This is a genomic window from Mesorhizobium sp. M1D.F.Ca.ET.043.01.1.1, assembly GCF_003952385.1.
Taxonomy (GTDB): Bacteria; Pseudomonadota; Alphaproteobacteria; order Rhizobiales; family Rhizobiaceae; genus Mesorhizobium.
The window spans coordinates 2,420,592-2,445,553 of record NZ_CP034444.1 but is presented as its reverse complement, the minus strand read 5'-3'; the positions used below and the strand labels follow the sequence as shown (position 1 = coordinate 2,445,553).

Here is a 24,962-nt window from a genome sequence, read left to right as displayed (position 1 = left end):
TCCAATCGCGGCGAAATGACACCGCTGCTGTTCGAAAACTCTTGCAATCGCTTACGGGTCGTCGCGTTGATGCAGGTCAAATTGAGCCATCAAAAACAAATCGAGGCCCGGCAGGGCCGGGCCTCGTCGCTTGAACGGCCGAGGGCCGAGAATAGGCCCCGCTTCCTATTCTCCGCCGCCAAGCGAATGGACATAGACAGCCAGCTCCTTGACCGTCGTCTCGCCGAGGCGGCCGCCCCAGGCGGGCATCACCCCGTTCTTCGGGCCACGTACCTGTGCGGCGATTGCCGCCTCGCCGGAGCCGTAGAGCCAGATCGCGTCGGTCAAGTCGGGACCTCCAAGTTCCCTGTTGCCCTTTGCGCTCTCGCCATGGCAGGCGGCGCAATTGTCCGCAAAGACCTTGGCGCCGGGCTCGATCAGGCTTTTGTCTTGCACCGGTCCGGAAAGGCTCGCCACATAGGCGCTGACCTGGGCGATCTGCTCCGGCTTAAGCACGTCGACGAAAGCAGTCATCTCCGACTGGCGGGTATCGGCATCCGCGGCAAAACGAATTCCGTGGGTGATGGTCTGGTGAATCTCCTCCGTCTTTCCTCCCCAGAGCCAATCGTCATCGTTGAGGTTGGGGAATCCTTTCGACCCAAGCGCACCGGATCCGTGGCATTGCACGCAGTTGACCTTGAATGCCGCGCCGCCGGCCGCGACGGCAAACTCGCGCAGCGCGTCGTCGCCGGCGATTTCGGAAACGCTCTTGGACTGTATGGCGGCGACATACTTGGCCCTGGCGGCTTCCGCGGCAGCCAGTTCGTTCTTGACGTCGTTGCGACTGGAAAAGCCCAGGACGCCGCTGGTGGCCGAGCTCAGCAGCGGCCAGGCAGGGTAGGCGATCGTGTAGGCGAGCGCCCATGCTATGGTGACGTAGAAGGTGATCACCCACCAGCGCGGCAGGGGGTTGTTGAGCTCCTTGATCCCATCCCATTCATGGCCGGTCGTCGTGACGCCCGAGATTTCGTCGATATGCTCGTTGCTCATGATCAATCGTCCTTGAGTGGGATCTGTGCAGCCTGGTCGGCATGCGCCCTGCCGCCAGGGCGAAACGCGAAGGCCACGCAGCCGACGAAGAACAGGGCCATGGCAAGCAGCCCCCAGCTGTCCGCGAACTCGCGCATCAGGTTGTAGTCCATCGTTTGCCCTCCTCAGCGATAGCCGGCGGCTTCGTCGTAGTTCTTGAAATCGACCAGCGTGCCGAGCATCTGGAGATAGGCCACGAGGGCATCCATCTCGGTGACTTGTTGCGGATTGCCGTCGAAGTCGCCGACTTTGGCCTTCGGATAGCGCTTTTCCAGGCCAGACGTGTCGGCATTGGGGTCGGCCTGCGCCATCAGATCGGCGTTGGCATTGGCGATCATGTCATCGGAGTAAGGGACGCTGACACGTCGGTTGGCGACGAGGTGCGTCGAGAAGTCCTTCACCTCGATCGGCGTGTCCTTCAGGAAGGCATAGCTCGGCATGATGGTTTCCGGCACGACGGAACGCGGGTCGGTAAGATGCTGGACGTGCCAGCTGTTGGAGTAGCGGTCGCCGACGCGGGCGAGATCGGGGCCTGTGCGCTTGGATCCCCATTGGAACGGATGGTCGTACATCGACTCGGCCGCCAGGCTGTAGTGGCCATAGCGTTCCACCTCGTCGCGGAACGGCCTGATCATCTGACTGTGGCAGAGATAGCATCCCTCGCGCACATAGATGTTGCGCCCGGCGAGCTCCAGCGGCGAGTAGGGGCGCATGCCCTCGACCTTCTCGATCGTGTTGTCGACATAGAAGAGCGGCGCGATCTCGACGATGCCGCCGACTGTCACGACCAGCAGCGACCCGACGAGCAGCAGCGTGGCGTTCCTCTCGATGAGCGCGTGTTTATCCATCAAACCCATGTCTGGCTCCTTATTCGGCGGGCTGGAACGCGGGCGCGGCCGGCGAGGACTCTTCCTCGCGCTGGTAGCCGAGAATGGTCATGGCGACATTGAAGGCCATGATCAGCATGCCGGCGAGGTACATGGCGCCGCCCGCGGCGCGCATGATGTAGTAGGGATGCATGGCGGCGACGGTTTCGGCGAAGGAGTAGACGAGGAATCCCTGCTCGTCGTACTCGCGCCACATGAGCCCCTGCATGATGCCCGAGACCCACATCACCGCCGCGTAGACGACGATGCCGAGGGTTGCCAGCCAGAAGTGCCAGGTGACGAGCCGCAGCGAATAGAGCCGTTGACGGTTCCAAAGCTTCGGCACCATGTAGTAGATCGCGCCGAAGGTGATCAGGCCGACCCAGCCGAGCGCGCCCGAATGGACATGGCCGATGGTCCAGTCCGTGTAGTGGGACAGCGAGTTGACGGTTTTGATCGACATCATGGGGCCTTCGAAGGTTGACATGCCGTAGAAGGCGATGGCGGCGACCATCATCCGGACGATCGGATCCGTGCGGATCTTGTCCCAGGCACCCGAAAGCGTCATGAGGCCGTTGATCATGCCGCCCCAGGAAGGCATCCACAGCATCACCGAGAACACCATGCCGAGCGTTTGTGCCCAGTCGGGCAGGGCGGTGTAGTGAAGGTGATGCGGCCCCGCCCAGATGTAGAGGAAGATGAGGGCCCAGAAGTGGATGATTGAAAGGCGGTAGGAGTAGACCGGGCGGTTCACCTGTTTCGGCACGAAATAGTACATCATGCCGAGGAAGCCGGCCGTCAGGAAGAAGCCCACGGCATTGTGCCCGTACCACCACTGCGTCAGCGCATCCTGAACGCCTGAGAAGGCGGAGTAGCTTTTCGAGCCGAGCAATGACGTGGGCATCGACAGGTTGTTGACCACGTGCAGCATCGCAATGGTCACGATGAAGGACAGGTAGAACCAGTTGGCGACGTAGATGTGCGGTTCCTTGCGCTTCAGGATGGTGCCGAGGAAGAGGATCAGATAGGCGACCCAGACGATCGTCAGCCAGAGGTCGACATACCATTCCGGCTCGGCATATTCGCGGCTCTCGGTGATGCCCAGCAGATAGCCTGTCGCGGCCATGACGATGAAAAGCTGATATCCCCAGAACACGAACCAGGCGAGATTGCCGCCAAAAAGCCGCGCCCTGCATGTGCGCTGGACGACGTACAGGGATGTGCAAAGCAGGGCGTTGCCGCCAAAGGCAAAGACGACGCCGGAGGTATGGACAGGCCGCAGCCGGCCGAAATTGAGCCAGGGCCCGATATTGAGGTCGGGGTAGGCGAGCTGGAGAGCGATGATAACGCCAACCAGCATGCCGACGACGCCCCAGAATACCGTGGCGATGGCTCCGTAGCGGACCGGGCCATCCATGTAGGCGGTGGGGTCTATCGGCGCTGCCGGCTTGAAATCCGTGTTGCGCAGCAGGATCGCGGTGAAGCCGGCCACGGCGAAGAACAAAACCCACATATGCTGGCGAAAAGGTTCATCTGCGCCGAAGCCGGCCGCCACGAGGGCGGCAAAGGCAAACAGGCTTAGAAGGACGATCTCCGTGCCAAATCTCATCGCAAGTCCCCGATCTCGTCTCGAAAATTTCCGCGGAAGCTCACCGCTCGCGGCACCATTTCGGGATTTTCGATTCCCGGGCCTTGATTCAGGTCAAATGCATATTGCTTTTTGTTGGGAGGCATTCGTGTCGCCATGAGTGCGCGCGGCGGGGCGATCACGCAGAGACCGCAAAGAAGCGGGCCGACACGTGACCGGTTCGGCGAGGCCAAGCTCGATTCTGTTTGGCAGAATGCCGGTCGCTATTCAGTCCCCGCAACGTTCCTTGAGCTCACTCGGGCTTGCCAGGCTGACATGCCGCTTGTTGACAATCTGGATTGCGCCCTCCGATCGCAGCCTGGACAATTCGCGGCTAACCGTCTCGATGGTCAGCCCAAGAAAATCCGCGATATCGGCGCGCGTGAGCGGCAGGTCGAAGCTCGTCGGGCCAGCCGGATGGTTGGCACGATCGATGTTTCTGGCGACCATGAGAAGGAAGCTTGCGACTTTTTCGGACGCAGTCTTGCGGCCCAGCGCCGCCATCCAGTCGCGCGCCTCGTCGAGCTCGTTCAGCGCGTGCTCGAGCAGCCTGTGGCCAAGCTCCGGGGCATCGTTCGTCATTCGCTCGATGAGTGTGCCTGGAAACGAGCAGAGCGCCACCTTCGTCAAGGCTTCGGCCTTGATCGGCCATTTTGCCTCGAATGGCCGGCCCAGAAAGTCGGGCGCGAAATGGAAGCCGACAATCTGCTGACGACCGTCCGACAGGTTTCTCGTCAGCTTGACAACGCCGGACAGCACGTTCGAGTAGGTTTCATCGTCGGACAGTTCCGTCCCCGCCAGAACCTCATGCCTTGACGAGGCCTTCGCCAGCTCGGCGAGTTGGCCGGTGTCGAGGGCGCCGCACAATCCGCCTCGCCGCGCCTCGCAGGATCCGCAAGTCGCGGGAACGTCGGCCCGTTCGGCATCCAGTTTGACGGCCATCACGACGCTCGCAACAAGAATAGGGGACGCAATTTGCGCCGGTTGCGGCCCGTGCCGCCTTGATCGAAATCAAGGCTTGGCCGGGGTAGTTTCGGCAGTTTGCTTGCCATGAGCAACGCAACCGCCACCATCCGCGAAACGCGCCCAACGCCCAGCGCAGGCCTTGGCGATAGCGTGCCTCGCTATACGAGCTATCCGACGGCGCCGCACTTTCACCCGGGCGTCGACGCGGTAACGGTTCGCGGTTGGATCGATGCGTTGGAGGGCGATGACGAGATATCGCTGTACCTGCACATCCCCTATTGCGACAGGCTGTGCTGGTTCTGCGCCTGCCACACCAAGCAGACCCGGCACTATGCGCCCGTGGCCGCCTTCCTGCGCTCGCTGCACGGGGAAATCGAAACGGTCGGCGGGCTGCTGAGCGGCCGGGGCAGGGTCCGCGCCATTCATTTCGGCGGCGGTTCCCCGACAATGCTGAAGCCCGACGACATCCTCTTGCTTGGAAAAGCGTTGCGGGATCGATTCGACGTCCTCGACAATGCCAGTCTCAGCGTCGAAATCGACCCCAACGACATGGACGAGGGCCGGCTCGATGCCTTCGCCGCGATCGGCATGACGAGAGCGAGCCTCGGCGTCCAGGACTTCGATCCCAAGGTTCAGAAGGCGATCAATCGCGAGCAGAGTTTCGCGCTGACCAAAAGCATCGTCGATGCGGTGCGCGCGCGGGGCGTCGCTTCCGTCAACCTGGACCTCCTCTATGGCTTGCCGCATCAGACCTGCGAGAGCGTTGCGGCGACTGTCGGCCAGGCGCTGACGCTGGCGCCGGACAGGCTTGCGATTTTTGGCTATGCGCATGTGCCATGGTTCAAGAAGCACCAAACGATGATCGATGAGGCCTGGCTGCCCGACTCCACCGCACGCCTGGCGCAATCGCAGCTTGCCGCGCGAACGATTGTCGGCGCCGGCTATGAGGCCTTGGGCTTGGATCATTTCGCAAAGCCGCAGGATGCCCTGGCGGTCGCTGCGCGAGCTGGCAAGATCCGCCGCAATTTCCAGGGCTACACCGAGGACCAGTGCGAGACCTTGATCGGTCTTGGTCCTTCCTCGATCAGCCGGTACCGCCAGGGCTACGCCCAGAACATCGTTGCCACCGGCGAGTATGAGCGGGCCGTCAATTCCGGAAAGCTGGCGATAGCGCGCGGCATCGAGTTCAGTGTTGACGATCAGGCGCGGGGCTGGGTCATCGAGCGTCTGATGTGCAACTTCGCGTTCTCGGCGATAGAGCTTGTCGAACGTTTTGGGAATGTCGGCCAAAGGATACTCTGCGAGGCGAGCCGGCTCGCAATCGGCGATGCTGGCCGGCTTCTGCGGCTCGAAGCCGAAAACTTCGTCGTGCCGGAGGCAAGCCGCCCGCTGGTCAGGACGGTGGCGGCGAAATTCGACAAATACCTCAGGAGCGGAACCGCCAGGCATTCGGCAGCGGTCTGAGCGACCACCCGAAGGCGGGGATCAGAAGTGTTCGCCGACCCGGAACGGGCCGACCCGGGTGCCGGCGGCGATCAGGTAAGCGGTCGACCAGCCGATCAGCAGGAACCCGTTGACGCCTTCCAGAGCCGCCAGCACGCGCCACCGATGGGCGGGCACCACGTCTCCGTAGCCGACCGTCGAAAAAGTGATGGTCGAAAAGTAAAGCGCGGTCTCGAAGTCGTTAAGGACTCCGAGCAGCGTGTACATTCCCGCCCATAGCCAGACCTCCGCCGTCATGACCGCAAACAGGCCCATCACGACCGTGATCATGGCGAGGACCCGGCTGCGGCGGCCGTGCATGCGGAAGAGCGCCACAAGGCGTGTCATCGCATGCGTGACGGCGATAAGGCCGAAAGTGTGGATCAGGACCGTCAGGCTGATGACGATCGTGCCGACGAAAAGATTGAGGATCATCCCGGGACACTACGGCCCGAAGAACCGTATTCCTTGCGCAAGATCAAACCTGCCGATCGGCTGTTCTGAAGGCGCGCCTTACCGGCCGCCCGCGGGGGCGGCACGGTCGAGGCGAAAGAACATGGCGAGCTTCAGGCTCGCTGCTATTCGTTCCGCCCGCTCGACGAACACCGCCGCGGTTTTCGGCGCGAACAGCTCCGCCGCTGTCTCGCGGAAGAGAGCCAGCCAGATCTCGAAGTCGGCTTCGGTGAGGTCCTCGAGCTTCAAATGCGCCGGCACCGGCCGTCCCTGATAGACGCCGCTTTTCAGTATGACGGAGCACCAGAAGTCCGTCATCTTCTCCAAGTGAGGATCCCAATCACCGGTGATCTCGCGAGCGAAAATGGGGCCGAGGCGCTCATCTTTTCTCACCCTGGAATAGAATTTGCGGACCAGTACTCCGATCGATGTGCGATCGACACCAGGGCGGATCAGGGGCTGTTCGGCGGCAGGACGAATCCTATCAGGCAAGACTGACTTCGAGATCATTCATATTCCTTGTTGTCTAGGCGATCAGGTCAGGCCCAGGCGACGAAGCGCGGCCTGCAGGAAGCCACCGCGGTCGTGGACGAGGCGGAAGCCGAGATTGTCGGGCGGCGTGCCGACCGCGCAACCGCCGCTTTTGCCGTCGCGGATGAAGTTCGACATGTAGGTCCTGTGGAAACCCTCCACAACATGCACGCCGCAATTGCCGATCGAGCTGGCGACGCCGCCGCTGGACATCGTCGCGTGCGCATAGCAGGTCGAGGTCCACTCCCAGACATTGCCGGCAATATCCGCAACACCCTTTGAGTTGAGGCCAAAGGACCCGCGTGCTCTCGGTTCCGGATCTGGTTTGCGACCGAGCGCGGTCTCGTTGCGGTACTGCGTGAGCCATCGCTTGGCAGGATCGGCCGGATCGCCTTCGCCGCCTTCTATGTCGGCCCGAAATCGCTCACCCGCGGCATAAGCCCATTCCACATCGGTCGGCAGCCGCCACGCTTCACCTGTCTTCGCCGACAGCCAGCTCGCATAGGCCTGCGTATCGAGGAAGCTGACGCCCGTCGCCGGAACGTTGCCGGCAAGGCGCGAGTCGGCGGGCTTGCAGGCGCCATCAGAGACGCAACGGTCATAGTCCGATGCGGTCACCTGGAACTTCATGATTTCCAGCGGCGTGTCGATCGTTTCCCTCACTATAGGTGCCGGCGCGGGATGGTTGTCCCTGAGGAATTCGCCGGGCTGGGCGTGGTCGAATGAGCCGGGTGGCAGCGTCACCAACTCGCTCACCACAGATGAGTTTCCAGCGCGCAAGGACATACCATCCAGCGCATGGCTGACGCCTAGTCCGATGAGGACGGCAGCACCGACGGCTCCAAATGTGAAGACAGGATCGAAGGACATGCCGAAAACTCCGACCGCCGAGGCAACCCGTCGACACCGTCGGCGGGTTGCAATGCGATCGGCCTCCCCGCTACGAAGCGATTGCCTTGGGAGCTTCGATCTGCATCATCAGATCGTCGTCCCAGCTTCCGTCGACCATGAAATGTGCGGTCGCGCCGAGCTCGACTGCTTCGATCAGATTGTGATTGACGTAGGCGTAAATCCCCGGCTGCCGGAACGTATAGAGCGCCGCACCCGCCGATCCGCCGCGGATGAACCAGGTCTCCATGTCCTTGGCGGGCGGGTTCGCGAACTTGCCGCCTTCCCAGACGAAATCGCCATGGCCACCGATCAGATGCGGGCGGGTGTCGCGGTTGGCTTGGGAATGGACGATCAGGATCGTTTCGCCGACCTTCGCCTTCATGGCGTTCTCGCCGGTCAGCGATCCTGCCTTGCCGTTGAACACGACATGGGTCGGGATCAGGCCGCGCATCACCTTCACGGTGTCGTCGTAGTTGTCGCCGGCAGAATCGTACTTCTTGAACTTTCCCTGCTCGTCGCGCGGGATGTAGAAGTCGTTCTCGCCGATATAGAAGATGCGGTCATAGCGGACAGGATTGCCCTTCTCGTCCTTCAGGCCGTCTCGCGGCAGCACCATCACCGCGCCGCTCATCCCCGACACGACATGCCAGGGGATCATCGCTCCGCCGGGCGCGCAGTGGTAGACGAACGTCCCCGGCCGGGTCGCCTTGAAGCGCAGCGTCACCTGCTCGCCCGGATTGACCAGCGTCAGCCCGCCGCCGCCCAGCGCGCCGGTCGCCGCATGGAAGTCGATGTTGTGGGCGAGCGTGTTGGTATCGGGATTGACGAGCGTCAGTTCGAGGTAGTCGCCTTCATGCACGACCATCAGGGGACCCGGAATGGAGCCGTTGTAGGTCATGGCGTTGAGCTGCGTGCCGTCGGCATCAATGACCATCGGCTTTTCTTCGATCTTCATGGTGAACTCGACCACCTTGGGGCCGCCCTTGGCCGCCTGGTCGTGAGCGTGCACGAAAGGCGGCGCGACCAGGGTCGCCTTTTCGCGCGGCAGTCCGGCCACGTCCTTCGCGGCCGCTATCACCGGTGCCGAGCCGATGGTGGCAACGGCGGCGGCGGTAAGAACAGAACCCAGCAATGCTTCACGTCTCGTAAGCATTTTCATCTCCTCGACTTCAACGTTTCGATGAAGCCAGGATAATATCTTTGCGCGGAGCGTCTTTGCGTTTGCGCAAATCCGAATCATTGAATTTTGACTTCGGCAGGGATTTTCCGAAAGCACCGGCGTCGCGTCGGATGATGATTGTGGCGGTGGCCAAATCGCAAAATGAAAATGGCCGGATCAGACCTCTCCCCAGGTCTGTCCGGCCATTGCTTCCGGCTCGCCATCGCCGGAGGCAGTCTCACAAGCTGCCTGATCAGTTCGAAGCGGTCTTGGTCGCTTCGGCGAACAGCTCGGCAAAGACAGGCTTTGCCTTGCCGATCTGCTTGACGGCTTCCGCCGCTTCCAGGTTGACAGGCTTGCCGACGACGATCAGGGCCACCATGCCCATGCCGTAGTGGGGCGCGCACTTCACTCCGTAGACGCCCTCTTTGGTAAGGGTGACCGTGATCTCCTCGCTCGGCTTGCCTTTGAAGGCTTCAGCGCCATCCGGGATCATTCCCTTGATGATCTCTGCATTGTGGCTCTTGTCGGTCGGCACGAACTTGATGGTGTCGCCGGGTGCGGCCCGGACGAAGTCGGGCTGAAAGACCATCGCGCCTTTCTCGCCCTTGTTCAGCATCTGGACAACATGTTCTTCGGCATTTGCAGCGCCGGCAATTGAGAGCAGGGCGACAGCCGCGGCAATCAGGGGCAGTTTCATTGGAGAGTTCCTTTCTTTGTTTCACCACGGCATCAACCGTTGCGTCCTTGTAGATCGCCGAACGCCCCGGCGGTTTGCGCTGGCGCAAATTGCGTGACGAAAATCGCCGGCGAGAAGATTGAACGGCGGCCAGGCCTCGCCCGCCTGTTCCTCAAGAGGGGTCTATGGCGCGTGCGCGCAGGCGGGGGCGCGCGAGATACCCGCCAAACAGCACCGCGTAGCCGGCAAAAGCGGCAACCCAGAACGTCGCAGACATGTAGAGGAGAATTGCCTCGGCCGGTGCGATTGCGGCGGCCACGCGCAGAACGGCGGCAATGAGGATCGCAGCGAAGACGGCGCATGTTCCAACACTTGCCTTCAGCTCGCGGCCAGTGTGACCGAGGGTGGCCCGTGTCATGACGGCAAGTGTCATGCAGGCGATCGCGCCCACTGCAAGGGCATGAATGCCGGCAACCGGCGGGATTCCTCCTGGAGCGAAGATGGCGAGTCCGGCAAGCAGAAGGCCAAGCGGCACGAAGGCGAATGCAACATGCAGGATCAAGACCAACGGATCGGAGAGCGTTCGGTCGCCCGCCCAGCGACCAAGCCGGGAGGCATTGAAGACCGCGGCGGTGATCAGCAACACGCCGGTTGCAACGGCGTCGGGGAAAAAACTCCACGCAGCGAGTCCGACAGCGGACAGCGCGATCGTCCCGATGTCGAACCTGCCGAACGATGCCGGGAGCCGCCCCGGCTTCTCGCGGACCAGCCAATTGCGGGTGAAGCTCGGAATTATGCGCCCGCCGATGATCATGATGAGGACGACAATCGCCCCGAGACCCAGGCGCCGGCTCATGTCGGAGACGCCCTGGTAATGCGCTTCCGCATGAAACGTGACGTTTGCCGCAAAGAGCGTCGCGACCGGCAGGAGTACTTTGAGGTTTCGCCAGTTTCGCCCGGCAACGATTTCCGTTGCGGCCGCGGCCACGACCGCGAGAAGAAAGGAGCAGTCTATGACAGCAGTCGGGAGCCAGCCTATTTCCGCCGAAAAGAACACGGCCACCCGGCCCGCGATCCAGAGCAGCACCAGCGCCAGCAGACGAAAATCCTGAACCGGCAGCCGCCCGGTCCAATTCGGAATTGCGGTCAGCAGAAAGCCCGTCACGACCGCCGGCAGATAACCAAAGAGCAATTCGTGGATATGCCAGTCTACGGGCAGGAATGTGCTGAAGGTTCCAAGCTTGCCGTAATAGAGAGGCAGCCACAAAAGCATTGCGGTGGCGGCTTGCAGCGAGCCAAGCAGGAAGAAGGGTCGAAACCCGTAGGAGAGAATTGCCGGATAGGCGCTTGGCCGCGTCCGTGGAATTGCCATGACATGCCTCATTGGAAACCGGGCAGGTTGCCCGTTTTGGGCTCTTTTATCCCGGCGCTGACGGATGGAATTTGCCTCAGCGCAAACAAGCGAGTGATTGGCAGCGCCAGAGGCTTCACTTGTCGACAGGCGGTCGTCCGTGACACAGTCCGGTCAGGGGAACTGAGCGCGTTTGCACAGTTGAAGTTGGGGAGGAAGGCGGTTGGCAAGCCTTGATCGATCACTGATTGCCGGGCTGTCCCTTTTCGAGGGGATCGCCGCCGCGGATCTCGACCGCATTGTCGGGCAGGCGAGGTCCATTCGGATCGCGAAGGATCAGCCGGTCTTCGAGCAGGAACAGGAGGCCCATTCCTTCTTCCTGCTGCTCGACGGCCATGTGCGCGTGGTGAAATCGACCCCGGACGGGCAGGAGGTGACCGTGCGATACATCAGTCCGGGCGAGTTGATGGGGATCGCCAGCGCGCTGGGCCGGACGACCTATCCTGCAAATGCAATCGCGGCCGTCGATTGCGTGGTGCTTGCCTGGCCAAGCCAGCTCTGGCCCACATTCGCGACGAGCTTTCCAAGCTTCGGCTCCAACACCTACAAGACCGTGGGAACCAGGCTGCAGGACGCGCACACGCGCGTCATCGAGATGTCCACCGAGCAGGTGGAGCAGCGCGTCGCGCATGCGTTGCTCAAGCTGATCAAGCAGTCGGGGAAAAAGACCCAGGAAGGGATTCTGATCGACTTCCCGATCTCACGCCAGGACGTCGCGGAAATGACGGGCACCACGCTCCACACCGTAAGCCGGCTGCTTTCGGCCTGGGAGGACCAAGGGCTGGTCAAGAGCGGACGCCAGAGGATCGTCGTGGTCGAGCCGCATCGGCTGCTTGTCATTGCCGAAGGCCGCGCGGCAAAGAGCTAGAGCAATTCCAGGAAAAGTGTGTAACGGTTTTTCGTCCGGAATTGCGTAAAAACAGATACTTAGAGCGGTTCGGCGATTCTATGAATCGCTGAAACGTTCTAGTCCGCGCCGCCCTCTTCGATGGCCGCCTGCAGGTCACGGCGGAGCTGGTCCTCGTCAAGGTCATGCTCGCGCGCGGCTTCAGAAATCGTGTGAAAGGAAGCGATCGGGCAGCCGACGCAGAGCATCCCATGCTGGAGAACGACGCGGATCGCCGGCGGCGTCTCGCGCATGATCTGGTCCATCGTCGTGTCGTCGTTCAATTTGCGTTTCATGGCATCGGTCCGCATCTGCAAGCCGGCATCCTGCCTGAGCCGACCAGAACGTTCGTTGCTCTGAAGCAAAGTCGGCGCTCTCTCTTGCTCCTCGGCCGAAGCCGCAGCCTGCCCCGGTGTTTTGGAACTGGCCTGCGCCCTGGCCTGGCATTTGCGATGGATCAAAGCTCGACCGTTCATCGCCGGGTAGATCGATGGCCGCCGGTCTTGACACCGACCGGTCATGAACCGGTGGCAGCATCCGTGCGTTGTGTCTCAGCCGGGTCGGTTTGGAACCAGCGAAGGAGTCGGAAATGACCGAGCATTCCAGCACCAATCGCCTGTCCGCGCGGGAACTGCGCGACATCGACGCCTACTGGCGCGCCGCCAACTACCTGACCATCGGGCAGATCTACCTGCTCGACAATCCGCTGCTTCGCGAGCCGCTTCGGCTGGAGCACGTCAAGCCCAGGCTGCTCGGCCATTGGGGAACCTCGCCGGGGCTCAGCTTCATCTACGCGCATCTCAACCGCGCGATCAGGCTGCGCGATGCCAACGTCATCTATGTCTGCGGCCCTGGCCACGGCGGACCTGCCATGGTCGCCAACACCTACCTCGAGGGCACCTACAGCGAGATCAATCCGGATGTCTCGCTGGACGAGGCCGGAATGAAGAAGCTCTTCCGGCAGTTTTCCTTCCCGGGCGGCATCCCAAGCCATGCCGCTCCCGATGTGCCCGGCTCGATCCACGAGGGTGGCGAGCTCGGCTACGCGCTCTCGCATGCCTTTGGCGCGGCCTTCGACAACCCGGATCTGATCGTCGCCTGCGTCGTCGGCGACGGCGAGGCGGAAACCGGGCCGCTGGCAACGTCCTGGCACTCCAGCAAGTTCCTGAACCCGGCCCATGACGGCGCGGTGCTGCCGATCCTCCATCTCAACGGCTACAAGATCGCCAATCCCACCATTCTCGCCCGCATCCCTGAAGAAGAACTGCGCGCGCTGTTTGTCGGCTATGGCTACGAGCCGCTGTTGGTCGAGGGTGATGATCCGGTCTTGATGCATGAGCGGATGGCCGTCGTGCTCGACGATGCGCTGGACCGCATCCGGGCGATTCAGCAGGCGGCGCGCAGCGGCGCGAAGACCGCGCAGCCCCGTCCGAAGTGGCCGATGATCATACTGCGAAGCCCGAAGGGCTGGACAGGCCCCAAGGAGGTCGACGGGTTGAAGACCGAGGGGTTCTGGCGCGCCCATCAGGTTCCGCTCTCCGGCCTCGCCGAAAACCCTGCGCATCTCAAGATGCTCGAGGAATGGCTGAGGAGCTACCGGCCCGAAGAACTCTTCGATGCAGCGGGCGTGCCTTCGTCCACGATCCGAGCCACCGCGCCGGAAGGCATCAGGCGCATGAGCGCCAACCCGCATGCCAATGGCGGCTTGCTGCGACGGTCTCTCGAACTGCCGGACCTGAATGAGCACGCGATCCCGGTCGAGCGCCCGGGACAAGTGAAGGCCGAATCGACCAGAGCCATGGGCGCCTTCCTGCGCGATGTCATGGCGCTTAACCAGAGCTCCCGAAATTTCCGCATTGTCGGTCCCGACGAAACGGCATCGAACCGGCTGCAGGATGTCTTCGAGGTGACCGAGCGTGCCTGGATGGAGGAGATCCTGCCCGAGGACGTGCATCTCGGCCGCGAAGGCAGGGTTCTGGAGATCCTGTCCGAACATACCTGTCAGGGCTGGCTGGAAGGCTATCTTCTTACCGGCCGCCACGGCCTGTTCTCCTGCTACGAGGCCTTCACGCATATCGTCGATTCCATGTTCAACCAGCATGCGAAATGGCTGGACGCCTGCCGCAAGTTACCCTGGCGGCGGCCGATCGCGTCGCTGAACTATCTGTTGTCCAGCCACGTCTGGCAGCAGGAGCACAACGGCTTCAGCCATCAGGACCCAGGCTTCATCGACGTGGCCCTGAACAAGAAGGCGGATGTCGTGCGCGTCTACCTGCCGGCGGATGCCAACAGCCTGCTTTGCGTGACCGACCATGTCCTGCGGACATGGAACCGCATCAACGTCATCGTCGCCGGCAAAGCCAATTCCTGGCAGTGGCTGTCCATCGACGAGGCGAAGATCCACTGCAACGCCGGCATCGGCATATGGGAGTGGGCATCGACCGACCGCGGCACCGAGCCGGATGTGGTGATGGCCTGCGCCGGCGACGTGCCGACGCTCGAGACGCTGGCCGCCGTCCAAATTCTGAAACGCCATAGTCCAGACCTCAAGATCCGGCTGGTCAACATCGTCGACCTGATGACCCTGCAGCCAAAGGAACACCATCCGCACGGCCTGTCGGATCGCGAGTTCGATGCGCTGTTCACCAAGGACAAGCCCGTCATCTTCGCCTACCATGGCTATCCATGGACCATCCATCGCCTGACCTACCGGCGGACCAATCACGACAACATCCACGTGCGCGGCTACAACGAGGAAGGGACGACAACGACGCCCTTCGACATGACCGTGCTCAACGGGCTTGACCGCTACCATCTCGTGCTCGGCGTGCTCGACCGTATTCCCGAGCCAGCCGGTGCGCACATCCAGCTGAAACAGGCCATGGAAGGCAAGCTGATCGAGCACCGGGCCTATATCCGCGAGCACGGGCAGGACATGCCGGAGATCCTCGGCTGGAAATGGGAGCAATAGCCGATGCAGAAGCGCCGGGCTGCGCGGACAAACGCCGCAAAAGTGGCTGGGACCGGCCGGCCATGACCGACGCGATCCTCGTCCTCAACGGCGGCTCCTCGAGCCTGAAGTTCGCCCTGTTTCAGCAGCGCGACGAGCTTCACCTTTCGGTGCGTGGCAGCGTCTCGTCGATCGGTCACTCTCCGCGATTGCACATCGCGCCTTCGGCTTTCTCGCCCGAAATCGACAGGAGCCTGGGGGACGGACCGATCGATATCGCCAAGGCATTCGAAGCCGTCGCGTCCTATCTTGCCGACAGCGCTCTTTTGCGCCGGATCGGCGCGGTCGGGCACCGCATCGTCCATGGCGGGCAGGAATTCGCCCAAGCGACCCTGCTCGACAAGCGTGCGCTCGATGCACTGCATCGGCTAGAGCCGCTCGCCCCGATCCATCAGGCGATCAACCTTGAGATCGTCCACCTGGCCGGTCGGCTTTTGCCCGAAGCCCGACAGGTCGGCTGCTTCGACACGGCCTTTCACACGGCGCGGCCGGAACTCGCCAGGCTCTATGGCTTGCCGCGCGAGATGTCGGAGCAGGGCATCGTCTCCTATGGCTTCCACGGGCTTTCCTACAGCCATATCGCCGCGAAGCTCCGCGAGCGTTACGGCGACGGTGCAGGCGGCCGAACGATTGTCGCCCATCTTGGCAGCGGCGCGAGCCTGTGCGCTATGAAGGCTGGCGTTAGTCAGGCCACCACCATGGGCTTCTCGACGCTCGATGGTCTTCTCATGAGCACGCGTTGCGGCGCCATCGATCCTGGCGTGATCCTCTATCTTCTGGAGGACCGCAAGCTGCCGGCCGATCGATTGACCGAATTGCTCTACGAGCAATCCGGTCTGCTTGGTGTATCCGGCATTTCCGGGGACATGCAGACGCTGCTTGGCTCGAGCGAGCCGGCGGCGGCCCGGGCCGTCGATCTCTTCGTCTACCGTGTCGGGCGCGAGATCGGCTCTCTTGCCGCAGCACTGGGAGGCCTCGACACGCTGGTATTCACCGCGGGCATCGGCGAGCATGCGCCGCAAATCCGGCAAAGGATCTGCGAGGCCGCCGCGTGGCTGGGCGTCGTTCTCGAAAACGGTTTGAATGACGGCGGTGAAGCACTGGTCAGCGCCCCGGATTCCCGCGCCGACGTTCTCGTCATTCCGGCCGACGAGGAACGCGCGGTGGCCACGGAACTCCTCGACCTCGAAACGGCCTGATCTGCGCCGTGGCAGGGCAGGGTTTAGCCTGGCAATTTAGCGCCGAGCTTGCGCCGAACCAGGACCAGCGTCGGGTCGTCGGGGTCCGTCGCGACGGTGAAGCCCATATCGCGCTCGAGCTCGATCGCTGCGCGATTTTCGCGGCTCTCGATCGACTCGATCGTCTCGATACCGTGCTCGTCGGCATATCGTGCGATATAGCCTAGAAACTCCCAGCTGACGCCGAGATGCTTGCGGTCCTCGCGAATGCAGATGGCGACTTCGCCACGCCGGTCGGCCGGGTCGTTGGCAAGCGTCGCCACCGCGATCAGCATTCCCTCGGTCGAGAAGGCGAGGAAGTTATGGATGTGCGGGTCGTCGGAGCGGGTCATCGCTACCAGCCGCTCGTGCGAAACCTCCTTCACGGATCCGAGGAAGCGGAAGCGCAGATCCTGCGGTGTCACATGGGTGAAGAACTCGGCGACGATCGGTTCATCTTCGGCGCGCGCGCGGCGCACTTCGAAACGAAATCCGGTGTGCGTGGTAAGCGTGCTTTTCATTGTCGTTCCTTCCGGCAGATTGGGAGCGGTGATTGGCTCGCAATGGGCCTCATTCTCCCATCGCCAGCAGCGTGTCCCGCTTGAGGATTTCGATGCTGCGCAGGCTGAGCAGGCGGATGACGCCCTTCTCCTTCAGGCGGGTGAAGACGCGAGATACGGTTTCGATGGTGAGGCCGAGATAGTCGCCGATGTCGATCCGCGACATCGGCAGTTCCACCTGCCGCAGCCCGCCCTGACGCTCCGACATCTCGACCAGGAAGGCCGCGACGCGCTCGATCGCGTTCTGGCGGCCAAGCACCAGAAGATGTTCCTGCGCCCGGGTCAGGCCTTTCAGGGCGAGAGGCAGGAGCTGGCGGGACACGTCCATGCCCGTGGGAGTGCGATAGACCCGGACGCCGGTTGCGTTGATCGCTTCGGCGAAGAAATGATGGGTAGCGTCGGCCTCGAAGCCGAATGTCTCTCCCGCCAGATGGAATGCGCTGATCTGTCTGCGCCCGTCGGCAAGGAGGCGGTAGATGCGGACCGCGCCGAATTCGACCTGGTAGAGGGCGCCCGCCTTTTCGCCTTGAGCGTAGATCTCGGCGCCCGCCGGGAAAAAGCTGACCGGCTGCACCGCCGCGCCTTCAAATACCAGCGAGGGGCTCTGCTGCGAAAGGTATGAAGGCAGTTCAATCTTGGCGGAAGCTTGAGCGTACATGGCTGGGGTCCCGGTTGATCCGTGACAACAGCAATCGCCCAAATCCCGCCATGCCGAAATTCGGTTATGTCCCTACGGGAAACTACTTAGAGCAGTGCCCGAAATCGCCCGAGCGGGCCGCTTGCGCGATTGACCGCGATCAAGGCCGGCATGAATTGGCCAGGCAATTATTTGGTCAGAACCGACCAAGGGAATCTGACCATGACCTCCGACATCATCGCGATCTGGGCTGGGATGCTCGGCCTTGCCTATCTTGCCGGCGCGGGACTCTATTTCGAGACGGCCGGGAAGCGCAGCCGCGTTTCGGCGAGCCATGATTTCGGTCGTCACGCCCGGCTGCGCCCGGTCAAGATCAGGCACTTGCGATAGGAACGGGCGCCCGCCTGCCGCGTTTTCATTCTCGTCTGTCGAATGGAAGCGGCGTCTGCTTCCTCGAAACCGAGGGAGCGTGATGAAGGCAATGGTGCTGGAAAAGGCCGGCACGCCTTTGAGCCTCGTCGATCGTCCCGACCCCACGCCGGGACCGGGCGAGATCAGGCTGAAGGTAGAGGCTTGCGCGGTGTGCCGGACCGATCTGCATATCGTGGATGGTGATCTGCCGCGGCCGAAGCTGCCGCTCGTGCCGGGCCACGAAATCGTTGGCGTCGTCGACCTTGTCGGCGAGGGCGTATCGCCGTCCCGGCTTGGCCAAAGGGTAGGCGTCCCCTGGCTCGGACACACTTGCGGACACTGCCCTTACTGCACCTCCGGCGTCGAAAATCTCTGCGACCAGCCTCTCTTCACCGGCTATACGCGAGACGGTGGTTTCGCCAGCCACGTCGTTGCCGACGAGCACTTCGCTTTCGAGCTCGACGCCGCTGCCGATCCGGTGTCGCTGGCGCCGCTCCTATGCGCAGGACTGATCGGCTGGCGCTGCCTCAAGAAGGCTGGTGACGGCCCACGGCTCGGCATCTTTGGTTTCGGCGCGGCCGCACATATCATCACCCAGGTGGCGACCTGGCAGGAACGCGAGGTCTTCGCCTTCACGCGGCCGGGCGACACCCAGGCGCAGGATTTCGCGCGCTCGTTGGGTGTCGTCTGGGCGGGGGCGTCCGACGAACTGCCCGCCGTCGAGCTTGACGCCGCGATCATTTTCGCACCGGTCGGTGCACTGGTGCCGGCGGCTTTGCGGGCCGTTCGCAAGGGCGGCCGTTGGTGTGCGGCGGCATCCATATGAGCGACATTCCATCGATGTCCTATAAGCTTCTCTGGGAAGAAAGGGAGCTGGTGTCGGTCGCCAACTTGACCCGCCGTGACGCGGAGGAATTCTTCCCGATCGCGCAGCGTGCCGAGGTGCGCACGCATACGAAGACATATCCGCTGGAACAGGCCAACCGGGCGCTGGACGATTTGCGGATGGGCAGGCTGAGCGGCGCCGTCGTCCTGCAGCCGTGAGGGCCTCGGCGACTAGATCGCGCGTTCGCCCAACCGTCGGATCTGCTTGAGCCAGCCAATTCGTTTCGCGTCGCTGGCGTTCGCGACCATGCCGAACAAGGTCTCGCGCACCGGCTTGATGCCGACGAAGTTGAGGATGCTGCGCCGCATGCCGGCAAGCCCATGGCCGAGGAACCAGAGCCGATAGACCGGCGCGGGCATGCCCATCGTCACGACCAGGTGCGCGGAGCGGCCACGCAGCAAGGATTTGGCGAAACCCTCACCCTTTTGCGGGTAGGCGAATGCCGTGCCCGGCCGCATGACCTGCTCGAGGAATGCCTTGAGCATGGCCGGTATGGTCCCCAGCCAAAGCGGAAAGACAAACACGATATACTCTGCCCAGACGACCGCCTCGGCCGCTTCCTTGAGATTGTCGGGGATCGCCCCGTGCTCGAACTCCTGCATTGTTCGAAGCATCGGAAACTCCAGCAAGGCCAGGTCGATCTTGCGCACGGCATGGCCAGCCCGTTCCGCGCCTTCGGCATAGGAGGCGGCCAAGGCGCGGCAGAGTCGCTCGGGAGAAGGGTCGGGATGGCCGATGACAATGAGTATGCGGCGTGGCATCGCCTGGCTCCGACCCGCTTTCGACAAGATTTGCTACGGCTGTTCGACGCGGGCGACCTGATAGGTGTGCATGGCCCCATTGCGTTTTATGGAGACATATTCACCGGTCACAAAACGCTCCTCACCGAGATGAAACCCCACCTCGTCGTCATGGTCGCCCTCGGCGTAGTCGAAAAACCATTGTCCGCCAGGTTTGCGGCGCAGGCGACCGACGAGGTCCTCTTCGCCGGTGCGAAAACGGCGGACGCGACAGATTGCCCGGTGCGTTTTCCATTCCTCCGCGTCCAGCCGTCCCTCGTCGGTGAGTGGCGCCAGCACATCATAGCCTTCTTACCGGTCTCCTTCCGGATGACCTTTCTCGCGAGCGAGAAGCAGGCGGATGCTCCTGAATTTCGGTGTGAGGTCGTGCAAGCTGATCATGGCAAACTCCTTCGCTGCCATTCCTAGCGCGGCGCTCGGGTGCGGCCTTGATCAGAGTCAAACGAGTCCGGCTCGGCGGGAGACTCAGCTCGCGTCTGCCGGCAGGTTGCCACGAACCAGCTGACGATCTGCTGGGCGCGCCCGACATGCGCGCACCGCGCCGGCTTTTTATCCGCCCGCCTGTTGCACCAGCAACGGAATGATGCGGTCGCTCTTGGCGACGGCCGGACGACCGGAGGTGGCATAGGGGATGCCGAGCGCGTCCCAGGTCTCGACCAGCGCATCCTGCAGTTCGGCGATCAGCGCGTCGGAATGGAACGGCGTCGGCGTGATGCGCAGCCGCTCGGTGCCGCGCGGCACCGTCGGGTAGTTGATCGGCTGGATGTAGATGCCGTGGACGCCGAGCAGGCGGTCGCTGGCCATCTTGCACAGCTCGGGATCGCCGACCAGCACCGGCACGATATGGGTGGCCGATTCCATCACCGGCAGGCCGGCAGCGGCAAGCACCTGCTTGGTCCTGGCCGCCTGGCGCTGCTGCGCCTCGCGCTCGGCCTGCGAGCGCTTCAGATGCCGGATCGAGGTGGTGGCGGCCGCCGCGATCGCCGGCGGCAGCGCGGTGGTGAAGATGAAGCCCGGCGCGTAGGAGCGCACCGCGTCGATCACGGCGCTGGCGCCGGTGATGTAGCCGCCCAGCGTGCCGAAGGCCTTGGCCAAGGTGCCCTCGATGATGTCGATGCGGTCGGCCAGCCCTTCGCGCTCGGTGATGCCGCCGCCGCGCGCGCCGTACATGCCCACCGCATGCACCTCGTCGATATAGGTCATGGCGTTGTAGCGCTCGGCGAGCTCGACGATCTGCCTGATCGGCGCGATGTCGCCGTCCATCGAATAGACGCTTTCGAAGACGATCAGCTTGGCGCGCTCGCGCCCCGCCGCCTGCAGCAGGCTTTCCAGATGCGCGACATCGTTGTGGCGGAAGATCTTCTTTTCGGCGCCCGAGCGGCGCACGCCCTCGATCATCGAGGCGTGGTTCAATTCGTCCGAGAGCACCAGGCAGTTGGGCAACAGCCTGGCGATGGTCGAGATCGAGGCCTCGTTGGAGACGAAGCCGGAGGTGAAGACAAGCGCTGCTTCCTTGTCGTGCAGGTCGGCCAGCTCATGCTCGAGCTCGACCAGCGGGTTGGAGGTGCCGGAGATGTTGCGGGTGCCGCCGGCGCCCGAGCCCATCTTGCCGGCCGCGGTCTGGAAGGCGGCAATCACGTCCGGGTTCTGGCCCATGCCGAGATAGTCGTTGGAGCACCAGACGGTGATTTCCTGGGCGCGGCCGCCTGAGCGCCAGATGGCGCGCGGGAACTTGCCCACCATGCGCTCGAGGTCGGCGAAAACGCGGTAGCGCCGCTCGGCATGGAGCTGGTCGATCGCGTCTTCGAAGAACCGCTGGTAATTCATGTCGAAGTTTCCTGTTCCAAGAAGCGGCGCCGCAGGTTGCGGCTGGAGGCAACTTACGGACCGGGCACGGGCACTGCTTTGAGCTATGTCAAATTGCAGGATGCCTGCAGGGTTTCCCGGCGGACAGGCTTTCGACGCAAACCGTCCAAAACTGATTCAAATCAAAGCGCCGGATAACTTTTCGGCACACGCTGATCGGATGTGGAATCCGATTGCAAGCGCTCCGTTTGGCCGAAACCTCGAACTAGCCGTTCTGGACGAGGATGGCCTGCATGCGCTTGTATTTCCCTGCGAGAAGAGCCGGGAAGGCTGGCTGCACGCCGTCAGCGGATTGCGTATCGACATCAGGCCGACCCACTGGCGGGACTGGGAGCTCCAAAAGGATCAGGCGGGCCTGCTTCAAGATCTGTCTTGACGCTTGTGGCGCATCACCTGGACCGGTTCCAAGGTTTCAATGGTCGGCGATCAATGCCATGCGCACAAGATGCGACAGGCTGCCGGCGCCCATCTTGCTCATCACGTTGGCGCGATGGATTTCGACCGTGCGCGGGCTGATCCCAAGATCATAGGCGATGGTTTTGTTCGGCAAGCCGGAGACGAGCCCGTCGAGCACCTGACGCTCCCGTTCCGACAGCGTGGCAAGGTTCTTGCGGATCTCGCTCGACTGCGGGTGTGTGGTGATCGCCTGCGTGCGGTTGTCCAGGGCGGAACGGATTGCGTCGATGAGGAGCTGATCGTCGAACGGCTTTTCGATGAAATCGACGGCACCCTCCTTCATCGCCTGGACAGCCAGGGCGACGTCGGCGTGCCCCGTCATTACGATCACCGGCACCCTGAGACCGCGGGACCTCAATTGCCTCAGGAATTCGATGCCGTCGATGCCGGGCATGCGCACGTCGGTGACGATACAGCCTTCGACTTCCTTGGACTGCGCCGCCAGGAACGCGGTGGCCGATTCATGCAGGCGTATCGCAAAATCCGCGGTCGCCAGAAGGAAGCCCAGCGACTTGCGAACATCGACATCGTCGTCGACCACATGCACGACATCACCGGCCACTGGCGACCTCTTCCTTTTCCACGGCACGCAGGGTGAAGCGAAACGAGGTTCCTCCCCCGAGCGCAGGCTCTGCCCAGATATGACCGCCATGCGATTCAATGATAGTGCGACAAATGGACAAGCCGACGCCCATCCCCTGTTTCTTGGTGGTGACAAACGGCTGGAACAGCTGCGCGGACACTTCGGGGGCCAACCCCGGGCCGGTGTCCACGACACTGACCTCCGCCATGCCATCGTGCCGCGCCGCGGTGGCGATGCGCAACTCGCGGCGGGGCTGCCCCTGCATGGCCTCAACCGCGTTCCTCATCAGGTTCAGCAACACCTGCTGGATCTGGATGCGGTCGGTGAGTACCAGTTCGGCTGCCGGGTCGAGCTCATATGTGACGCGCACATCCGCTTCCCTGGCGCCGACCAGTGCGAGCGAGGAGGCGTCCTCGATGAGGGTCGGGAGGCGTTCCACCTGACGCTCGCTCTCGCCCCTGGCGACGAAATCCCGCAGCCGACGGATGACATCGCCGGCGCGCAAGGCTTGATCGGCCGCCTTTTCGACGGCTTCGCGCAGGATGACGGCATTGTCGTCCTGGCTCTTCTCCAGCAGGCGCCGGCTGCCTTTGAGATAGTTGGTGATGGCGGTCAGCGGCTGGTTTATCTCATGCGCCAATGTCGAGGCCATCTCGCCGAGCGCGGTGAACCGCGCCATATGCAGCAGTTCCTGCTGCTGCTCCTGCATCCTGGCTTCGGTTCGGTGGCGCTCGGTCAGATCGCGGCAGAAGCCGGTGAAGAAGCGGCCCGTTCCGGGGTGCATCTCGCCGACCGCGAGTTCCATCGGGAAGGTCGAGCCATCCTTGCGCATCCCCGTGACGGTGCGGCCGAGGCCGATGATGCGGCGCTCTCCCGTCGTCAGGTAGCGCTGCATGTAGTTGTCGTGCTCCTGCCGGTACGGCGAAGGCATCAGAAGCTTGACGTTCTGGCCGATGACCTCGGCGGACTTGTAGCCAAACAGGGTCTCGGCCGCCGCGCTGAAGGATTGGATAAGACCGCTCTCGTCGATGACGATCATCGCGTCGGGAACAGTCGCCAGGATCGAGCGCAGATGATCCTCGCGCAATTGCAGCGAGGCGTTGGCGAAAGACAGATCGCTGACATCCGTGCCTTGCACGAATATGCCCGTGATCCGGCCGTCCTTCGCCCTGATCGGCTGATAGACGAAGTCGAGGATATGTTCCTCCGCCGCTCCGGTTTCGGCATTGCGGTAGATGACTTTTACGCCGCGGCCCACATAGGGCTCGCCGGTTTCGTAGACACGGTCCAGCCGTTCGAAGAATCCCTGGCCCTCCAGTTCCGGCAAGGCCTGCCGAACCGATTTGCCGATCACCGGCCGCTCGCCGATCAGCTTCTGATAGGCGGCATTGGTCAATTGGAAAACATGGCCCGGCTCGCCGAGCAGGGTCATGAAGCCCGGAGCCTGCTCGAACATCAGCGCCAAAAGCTCATATTCGGGCAAGTGTTCCCGCTCGATCACGCCACCGTGGGGCGTCTTGGCAACAGAATCCGACAAGGCTCGCCTCTTCCAGCTCCGAGCAGGCCCCTGGGCGCAGGACCAGGGGTGGTTGCTGATTTAGCATTCATCCCTCTGGGCACCAAACGGTCGCCGCGATGATTTTTGACCGGCAGCAAGACGTCGCAGGCCCGAATGATGCGATGCGAGCATTCCAACCTTCAGAGCGAAGGGCGCGTGTCCTTGCAAGGCACTCGCCGTCGACGCTGCCTGGTATTTACGCCCGAACGGCTCCGTTTGTGCGCAGATGGAAGGCCTTGAAGCGAGCCAATGATAGCAAAGCAACCCGAACCGGCCATCGCGGCCGAGGGGCGTTTGCCCGCCATTCGATTGATGTAGGTCAATGCCGGGCGGCCTACGATCCCACTATCGTCACGGTCAGCAATGACTTCGGAGACAATGGGATGGACGAAGAGGTCAGAAACAAGATCGTGACGCTGTTGGATCAGCACCGGATCATGACAATTGCAACTCTGAGGCCGGATGGCTGGCCGCAGGCGACGACCGTAGGGTACGCCAACGATGGTCTCACTCTCTACTTCCTCTGCGGTCTGGACAGCCAGAAGGCGGCGAATTTGGCGCGAGACGATCGCGTGTCCTTGACCATTGACCGCGACACCCCACAGGTGATGGAGATCACCGGACTTTCCATGGCGGCGCGCGCGCAGGCGGTCGAAGATCGGGCCGAAGCGGAAAAGGTTCTACGGATGCTGACGCTGAAGTATCCGGAGCAAGTCTCGCTGCCAGGGCCGATGCCCGCTCCGGAGCAGGTTCGCATATTCCGTGTAGTGCCTACGGTCATCTCGGTGCTCGATTACTCCAAGGGCTTTGGCCACACGGATCTCGTCACCTGCTGAGCGCGCCACCCTGGAGCGAACGCTGAGCGATACGGCAGCGAGCTGGCAAGCAAGTTCTGCGCATTCAGAATTGGCGGCTGCCGCATCGCCGAAGGCTCGGCGCCTTTGGTGAAGGTGGCCGCA

The 24,962-nt window shown here is 62.7% G+C and carries 26 protein-coding genes and 1 pseudogene; 8 read left to right on the top strand and 19 right to left on the bottom strand.

Features of this window, described 5'->3' with window-relative positions:
• Positions 1 to 165: 165 nt before the first annotated feature.
• The 5 genes from ccoP to EJ067_RS11975 form a co-directional block, all read right to left on the bottom strand.
• A complete protein-coding gene (ccoP, locus tag EJ067_RS11995) occupies positions 166 to 1,029 on the bottom strand; it encodes a cytochrome-c oxidase, cbb3-type subunit III (protein ID WP_126085885.1) in 864 nt (287 codons plus the stop codon).
• A gap of 2 nt (positions 1,030 to 1,031) precedes the next feature.
• Entirely contained in the window at positions 1,032 to 1,181 is a 150-nt protein-coding gene (locus EJ067_RS11990; RefSeq protein WP_126085884.1) for a cbb3-type cytochrome c oxidase subunit 3, read from the bottom strand.
• Between the two features lie 12 nt (positions 1,182 to 1,193).
• Entirely contained in the window at positions 1,194 to 1,925 is a 732-nt protein-coding gene (ccoO, locus tag EJ067_RS11985) for a cytochrome-c oxidase, cbb3-type subunit II (protein ID WP_126085883.1), read from the bottom strand.
• 10 nt (positions 1,926 to 1,935) lie between these two features.
• The gene (gene ccoN, locus EJ067_RS11980) at positions 1,936 to 3,543 is read right to left on the bottom strand and encodes a cytochrome-c oxidase, cbb3-type subunit I (RefSeq protein ID WP_126085882.1); all 1,608 of its coding nucleotides are present in this window, start codon (positions 3,541 to 3,543) and stop codon (positions 1,936 to 1,938) included.
• Between the two features lie 246 nt (positions 3,544 to 3,789).
• Entirely contained in the window at positions 3,790 to 4,503 is a 714-nt protein-coding gene (locus tag EJ067_RS11975) for a Crp/Fnr family transcriptional regulator (protein WP_126085881.1), read from the bottom strand.
• A gap of 108 nt (positions 4,504 to 4,611) precedes the next feature.
• Between EJ067_RS11975 and hemN the strand changes: the two genes are divergently transcribed.
• Complete coding sequence (gene hemN / locus EJ067_RS11970; RefSeq protein WP_126085880.1) at positions 4,612 to 5,991, top strand: oxygen-independent coproporphyrinogen III oxidase; 1,380 nt, start codon at positions 4,612 to 4,614, stop codon at positions 5,989 to 5,991.
• A 21-nt stretch (positions 5,992 to 6,012) separates the two neighbouring features.
• Here the strand turns inward: hemN and EJ067_RS11965 are convergent, their stop codons facing one another.
• From EJ067_RS11965 to EJ067_RS11940, 6 genes are all read right to left on the bottom strand, one after another.
• Entirely contained in the window at positions 6,013 to 6,444 is a 432-nt protein-coding gene (locus EJ067_RS11965; RefSeq protein ID WP_126085879.1) for a potassium channel family protein, read from the bottom strand.
• Positions 6,445 to 6,522: 78 nt separating this feature from the next.
• Positions 6,523 to 6,780, bottom strand: a complete 258-nt coding sequence (locus tag EJ067_RS35810; RefSeq protein WP_348639529.1) for a group III truncated hemoglobin — start codon at positions 6,778 to 6,780, stop codon at positions 6,523 to 6,525.
• A gap of 216 nt (positions 6,781 to 6,996) precedes the next feature.
• Complete coding sequence (locus EJ067_RS11955) at positions 6,997 to 7,863, bottom strand: SUMF1/EgtB/PvdO family nonheme iron enzyme (RefSeq protein WP_126085877.1); 867 nt, start codon at positions 7,861 to 7,863, stop codon at positions 6,997 to 6,999.
• 70 nt (positions 7,864 to 7,933) lie between these two features.
• Positions 7,934 to 9,037 carry a copper-containing nitrite reductase gene (gene nirK / locus EJ067_RS11950; RefSeq protein WP_126085876.1) on the bottom strand — a complete coding sequence of 368 codons (1,104 nt, stop codon included), beginning with the start codon at positions 9,035 to 9,037 and terminating at the stop codon, positions 7,934 to 7,936.
• Between the two features lie 259 nt (positions 9,038 to 9,296).
• The gene (locus EJ067_RS11945) at positions 9,297 to 9,743 is read right to left on the bottom strand and encodes a pseudoazurin (RefSeq protein WP_126085875.1); all 447 of its coding nucleotides are present in this window, start codon (positions 9,741 to 9,743) and stop codon (positions 9,297 to 9,299) included.
• 151 nt (positions 9,744 to 9,894) lie between these two features.
• Positions 9,895 to 11,094, bottom strand: a complete 1,200-nt coding sequence (locus EJ067_RS11940; RefSeq protein ID WP_126085874.1) for an NnrS family protein — start codon at positions 11,092 to 11,094, stop codon at positions 9,895 to 9,897.
• A gap of 202 nt (positions 11,095 to 11,296) precedes the next feature.
• On the opposite strand from EJ067_RS11940, the gene EJ067_RS11935 reads away from it, so the two are divergent.
• Entirely contained in the window at positions 11,297 to 12,001 is a 705-nt protein-coding gene (locus tag EJ067_RS11935; RefSeq protein ID WP_126085873.1) for a Crp/Fnr family transcriptional regulator, read from the top strand.
• A gap of 98 nt (positions 12,002 to 12,099) precedes the next feature.
• Here EJ067_RS11935 and EJ067_RS11930 read toward each other — a convergent pair whose 3' ends face one another.
• Positions 12,100 to 12,315 (bottom strand): DUF1858 domain-containing protein, encoded by a 216-nt coding sequence (locus EJ067_RS11930; RefSeq protein ID WP_126085872.1) that lies wholly within the window; start codon positions 12,313 to 12,315, stop codon positions 12,100 to 12,102.
• A gap of 293 nt (positions 12,316 to 12,608) precedes the next feature.
• On the opposite strand from EJ067_RS11930, the gene EJ067_RS11925 reads away from it, so the two are divergent.
• On the top strand, positions 12,609 to 14,990 hold the full coding sequence (locus tag EJ067_RS11925; protein WP_126085871.1) for a phosphoketolase family protein: 2,382 nt from the start codon (positions 12,609 to 12,611) through the stop codon (positions 14,988 to 14,990).
• Positions 14,991 to 15,052: 62 nt separating this feature from the next.
• Positions 15,053 to 16,228: an acetate/propionate family kinase gene (locus EJ067_RS11920; protein ID WP_126085870.1), complete on the top strand. Its 1,176-nt coding sequence runs from the start codon at positions 15,053 to 15,055 to the stop codon at positions 16,226 to 16,228.
• 23 nt (positions 16,229 to 16,251) lie between these two features.
• Here EJ067_RS11920 and EJ067_RS11915 read toward each other — a convergent pair whose 3' ends face one another.
• Positions 16,252 to 16,767: a GNAT family N-acetyltransferase gene (locus EJ067_RS11915; RefSeq protein ID WP_126085869.1), complete on the bottom strand. Its 516-nt coding sequence runs from the start codon at positions 16,765 to 16,767 to the stop codon at positions 16,252 to 16,254.
• Between the two features lie 49 nt (positions 16,768 to 16,816).
• Positions 16,817 to 17,464, bottom strand: coding sequence for a helix-turn-helix domain-containing protein (locus EJ067_RS11910; RefSeq protein WP_126085868.1), 648 nt, complete (start codon positions 17,462 to 17,464; stop codon positions 16,817 to 16,819).
• A 201-nt stretch (positions 17,465 to 17,665) separates the two neighbouring features.
• Here EJ067_RS11910 and EJ067_RS34560 point away from each other — a divergent pair, with 201 nt between their 5' ends.
• Positions 17,666 to 17,833 (top strand): hypothetical protein, encoded by a 168-nt coding sequence (locus tag EJ067_RS34560; protein ID WP_189510552.1) that lies wholly within the window; start codon positions 17,666 to 17,668, stop codon positions 17,831 to 17,833.
• Positions 17,834 to 17,915: 82 nt separating this feature from the next.
• Positions 17,916 to 18,898, top strand: a pseudogene (locus EJ067_RS11905) (zinc-dependent alcohol dehydrogenase family protein).
• Between the two features lie 12 nt (positions 18,899 to 18,910).
• Here EJ067_RS11905 and EJ067_RS11900 read toward each other — a convergent pair.
• From EJ067_RS11900 to hemA, 3 genes are all read right to left on the bottom strand, one after another.
• Positions 18,911 to 19,501: an NAD(P)H-dependent oxidoreductase gene (locus tag EJ067_RS11900; protein WP_126085867.1), complete on the bottom strand. Its 591-nt coding sequence runs from the start codon at positions 19,499 to 19,501 to the stop codon at positions 18,911 to 18,913.
• 33 nt (positions 19,502 to 19,534) lie between these two features.
• Positions 19,535 to 19,819, bottom strand: a complete 285-nt coding sequence (locus tag EJ067_RS11895) for a hypothetical protein (protein ID WP_348639528.1) — start codon at positions 19,817 to 19,819, stop codon at positions 19,535 to 19,537.
• A gap of 270 nt (positions 19,820 to 20,089) precedes the next feature.
• The gene (gene hemA / locus EJ067_RS11890; RefSeq protein WP_126085866.1) at positions 20,090 to 21,367 is read right to left on the bottom strand and encodes a 5-aminolevulinate synthase; all 1,278 of its coding nucleotides are present in this window, start codon (positions 21,365 to 21,367) and stop codon (positions 20,090 to 20,092) included.
• A gap of 100 nt (positions 21,368 to 21,467) precedes the next feature.
• On the opposite strand from hemA, the gene EJ067_RS11885 reads away from it, so the two are divergent.
• Entirely contained in the window at positions 21,468 to 21,782 is a 315-nt protein-coding gene (locus EJ067_RS11885) for a hypothetical protein (RefSeq protein WP_348639527.1), read from the top strand.
• A 36-nt stretch (positions 21,783 to 21,818) separates the two neighbouring features.
• Here the strand turns inward: EJ067_RS11885 and fixJ are convergent, their stop codons facing one another.
• Together fixJ and EJ067_RS11875 are read right to left on the bottom strand one after the other, a co-directional pair.
• On the bottom strand, positions 21,819 to 22,424 hold the full coding sequence (gene fixJ, locus EJ067_RS11880) for a response regulator FixJ (protein WP_126085865.1): 606 nt from the start codon (positions 22,422 to 22,424) through the stop codon (positions 21,819 to 21,821).
• The gene (locus EJ067_RS11875; RefSeq protein ID WP_126089589.1) at positions 22,414 to 23,901 is read right to left on the bottom strand and encodes a PAS domain-containing sensor histidine kinase; all 1,488 of its coding nucleotides are present in this window, start codon (positions 23,899 to 23,901) and stop codon (positions 22,414 to 22,416) included. The genes fixJ and EJ067_RS11875 overlap by 11 nt, the downstream gene beginning before the upstream one ends.
• 485 nt (positions 23,902 to 24,386) lie before the next feature.
• Here EJ067_RS11875 and EJ067_RS11870 point away from each other — a divergent pair, with 485 nt between their 5' ends.
• Positions 24,387 to 24,839, top strand: a complete 453-nt coding sequence (locus tag EJ067_RS11870) for a pyridoxamine 5'-phosphate oxidase family protein (RefSeq protein ID WP_126085864.1) — start codon at positions 24,387 to 24,389, stop codon at positions 24,837 to 24,839.
• The last annotated feature ends 123 nt before the right edge of the window (positions 24,840 to 24,962 follow it).

Excerpts from the sequence above, each read along its gene's own strand:
- ccoP (WP_126085885.1), bottom strand. The coding sequence starts at position 1,029 with ATGAGCAACGAGCATATCGACGAAATCTCGGGCGTCACGACGACCGGC.
- EJ067_RS11990 (WP_126085884.1), bottom strand. The coding sequence starts at position 1,181 with ATGGACTACAACCTGATGCGCGAGTTCGCGGACAGCTGGGGGCTGCTT.
- ccoO (WP_126085883.1), bottom strand. The coding sequence starts at position 1,925 with ATGGGTTTGATGGATAAACACGCGCTCATCGAGAGGAACGCCACGCTG.
- ccoN (WP_126085882.1), bottom strand. The coding sequence starts at position 3,543 with ATGAGATTTGGCACGGAGATCGTCCTTCTAAGCCTGTTTGCCTTTGCC.
- EJ067_RS11975 (WP_126085881.1), bottom strand. The coding sequence starts at position 4,503 with ATGGCCGTCAAACTGGATGCCGAACGGGCCGACGTTCCCGCGACTTGC.
- hemN (WP_126085880.1), top strand. The coding sequence starts at position 4,612 with ATGAGCAACGCAACCGCCACCATCCGCGAAACGCGCCCAACGCCCAGC.
- EJ067_RS11965 (WP_126085879.1), bottom strand. The coding sequence starts at position 6,444 with ATGATCCTCAATCTTTTCGTCGGCACGATCGTCATCAGCCTGACGGTC.
- EJ067_RS35810 (WP_348639529.1), bottom strand. The coding sequence starts at position 6,780 with ATGACGGACTTCTGGTGCTCCGTCATACTGAAAAGCGGCGTCTATCAG.
- EJ067_RS11955 (WP_126085877.1), bottom strand. The coding sequence starts at position 7,863 with ATGTCCTTCGATCCTGTCTTCACATTTGGAGCCGTCGGTGCTGCCGTC.
- nirK (WP_126085876.1), bottom strand. The coding sequence starts at position 9,037 with ATGCTTACGAGACGTGAAGCATTGCTGGGTTCTGTTCTTACCGCCGCC.
- EJ067_RS11945 (WP_126085875.1), bottom strand. The coding sequence starts at position 9,743 with ATGAAACTGCCCCTGATTGCCGCGGCTGTCGCCCTGCTCTCAATTGCC.
- EJ067_RS11940 (WP_126085874.1), bottom strand. The coding sequence starts at position 11,094 with ATGGCAATTCCACGGACGCGGCCAAGCGCCTATCCGGCAATTCTCTCC.
- EJ067_RS11930 (WP_126085872.1), bottom strand. The coding sequence starts at position 12,315 with ATGAAACGCAAATTGAACGACGACACGACGATGGACCAGATCATGCGC.
- EJ067_RS11925 (WP_126085871.1), top strand. The coding sequence starts at position 12,609 with ATGACCGAGCATTCCAGCACCAATCGCCTGTCCGCGCGGGAACTGCGC.
- EJ067_RS11920 (WP_126085870.1), top strand. The coding sequence starts at position 15,053 with ATGACCGACGCGATCCTCGTCCTCAACGGCGGCTCCTCGAGCCTGAAG.
- EJ067_RS11915 (WP_126085869.1), bottom strand. The coding sequence starts at position 16,767 with ATGAAAAGCACGCTTACCACGCACACCGGATTTCGTTTCGAAGTGCGC.
- EJ067_RS11910 (WP_126085868.1), bottom strand. The coding sequence starts at position 17,464 with ATGTACGCTCAAGCTTCCGCCAAGATTGAACTGCCTTCATACCTTTCG.
- EJ067_RS34560 (WP_189510552.1), top strand. The coding sequence starts at position 17,666 with ATGACCTCCGACATCATCGCGATCTGGGCTGGGATGCTCGGCCTTGCC.
- EJ067_RS11900 (WP_126085867.1), bottom strand. The coding sequence starts at position 19,501 with ATGCCACGCCGCATACTCATTGTCATCGGCCATCCCGACCCTTCTCCC.
- hemA (WP_126085866.1), bottom strand. The coding sequence starts at position 21,367 with ATGAATTACCAGCGGTTCTTCGAAGACGCGATCGACCAGCTCCATGCC.
- EJ067_RS11885 (WP_348639527.1), top strand. The coding sequence starts at position 21,468 with ATGCCTGCAGGGTTTCCCGGCGGACAGGCTTTCGACGCAAACCGTCCA.
- EJ067_RS11875 (WP_126089589.1), bottom strand. The coding sequence starts at position 23,901 with ATGTTCGAGCAGGCTCCGGGCTTCATGACCCTGCTCGGCGAGCCGGGC.
- EJ067_RS11870 (WP_126085864.1), top strand. The coding sequence starts at position 24,387 with ATGGACGAAGAGGTCAGAAACAAGATCGTGACGCTGTTGGATCAGCAC.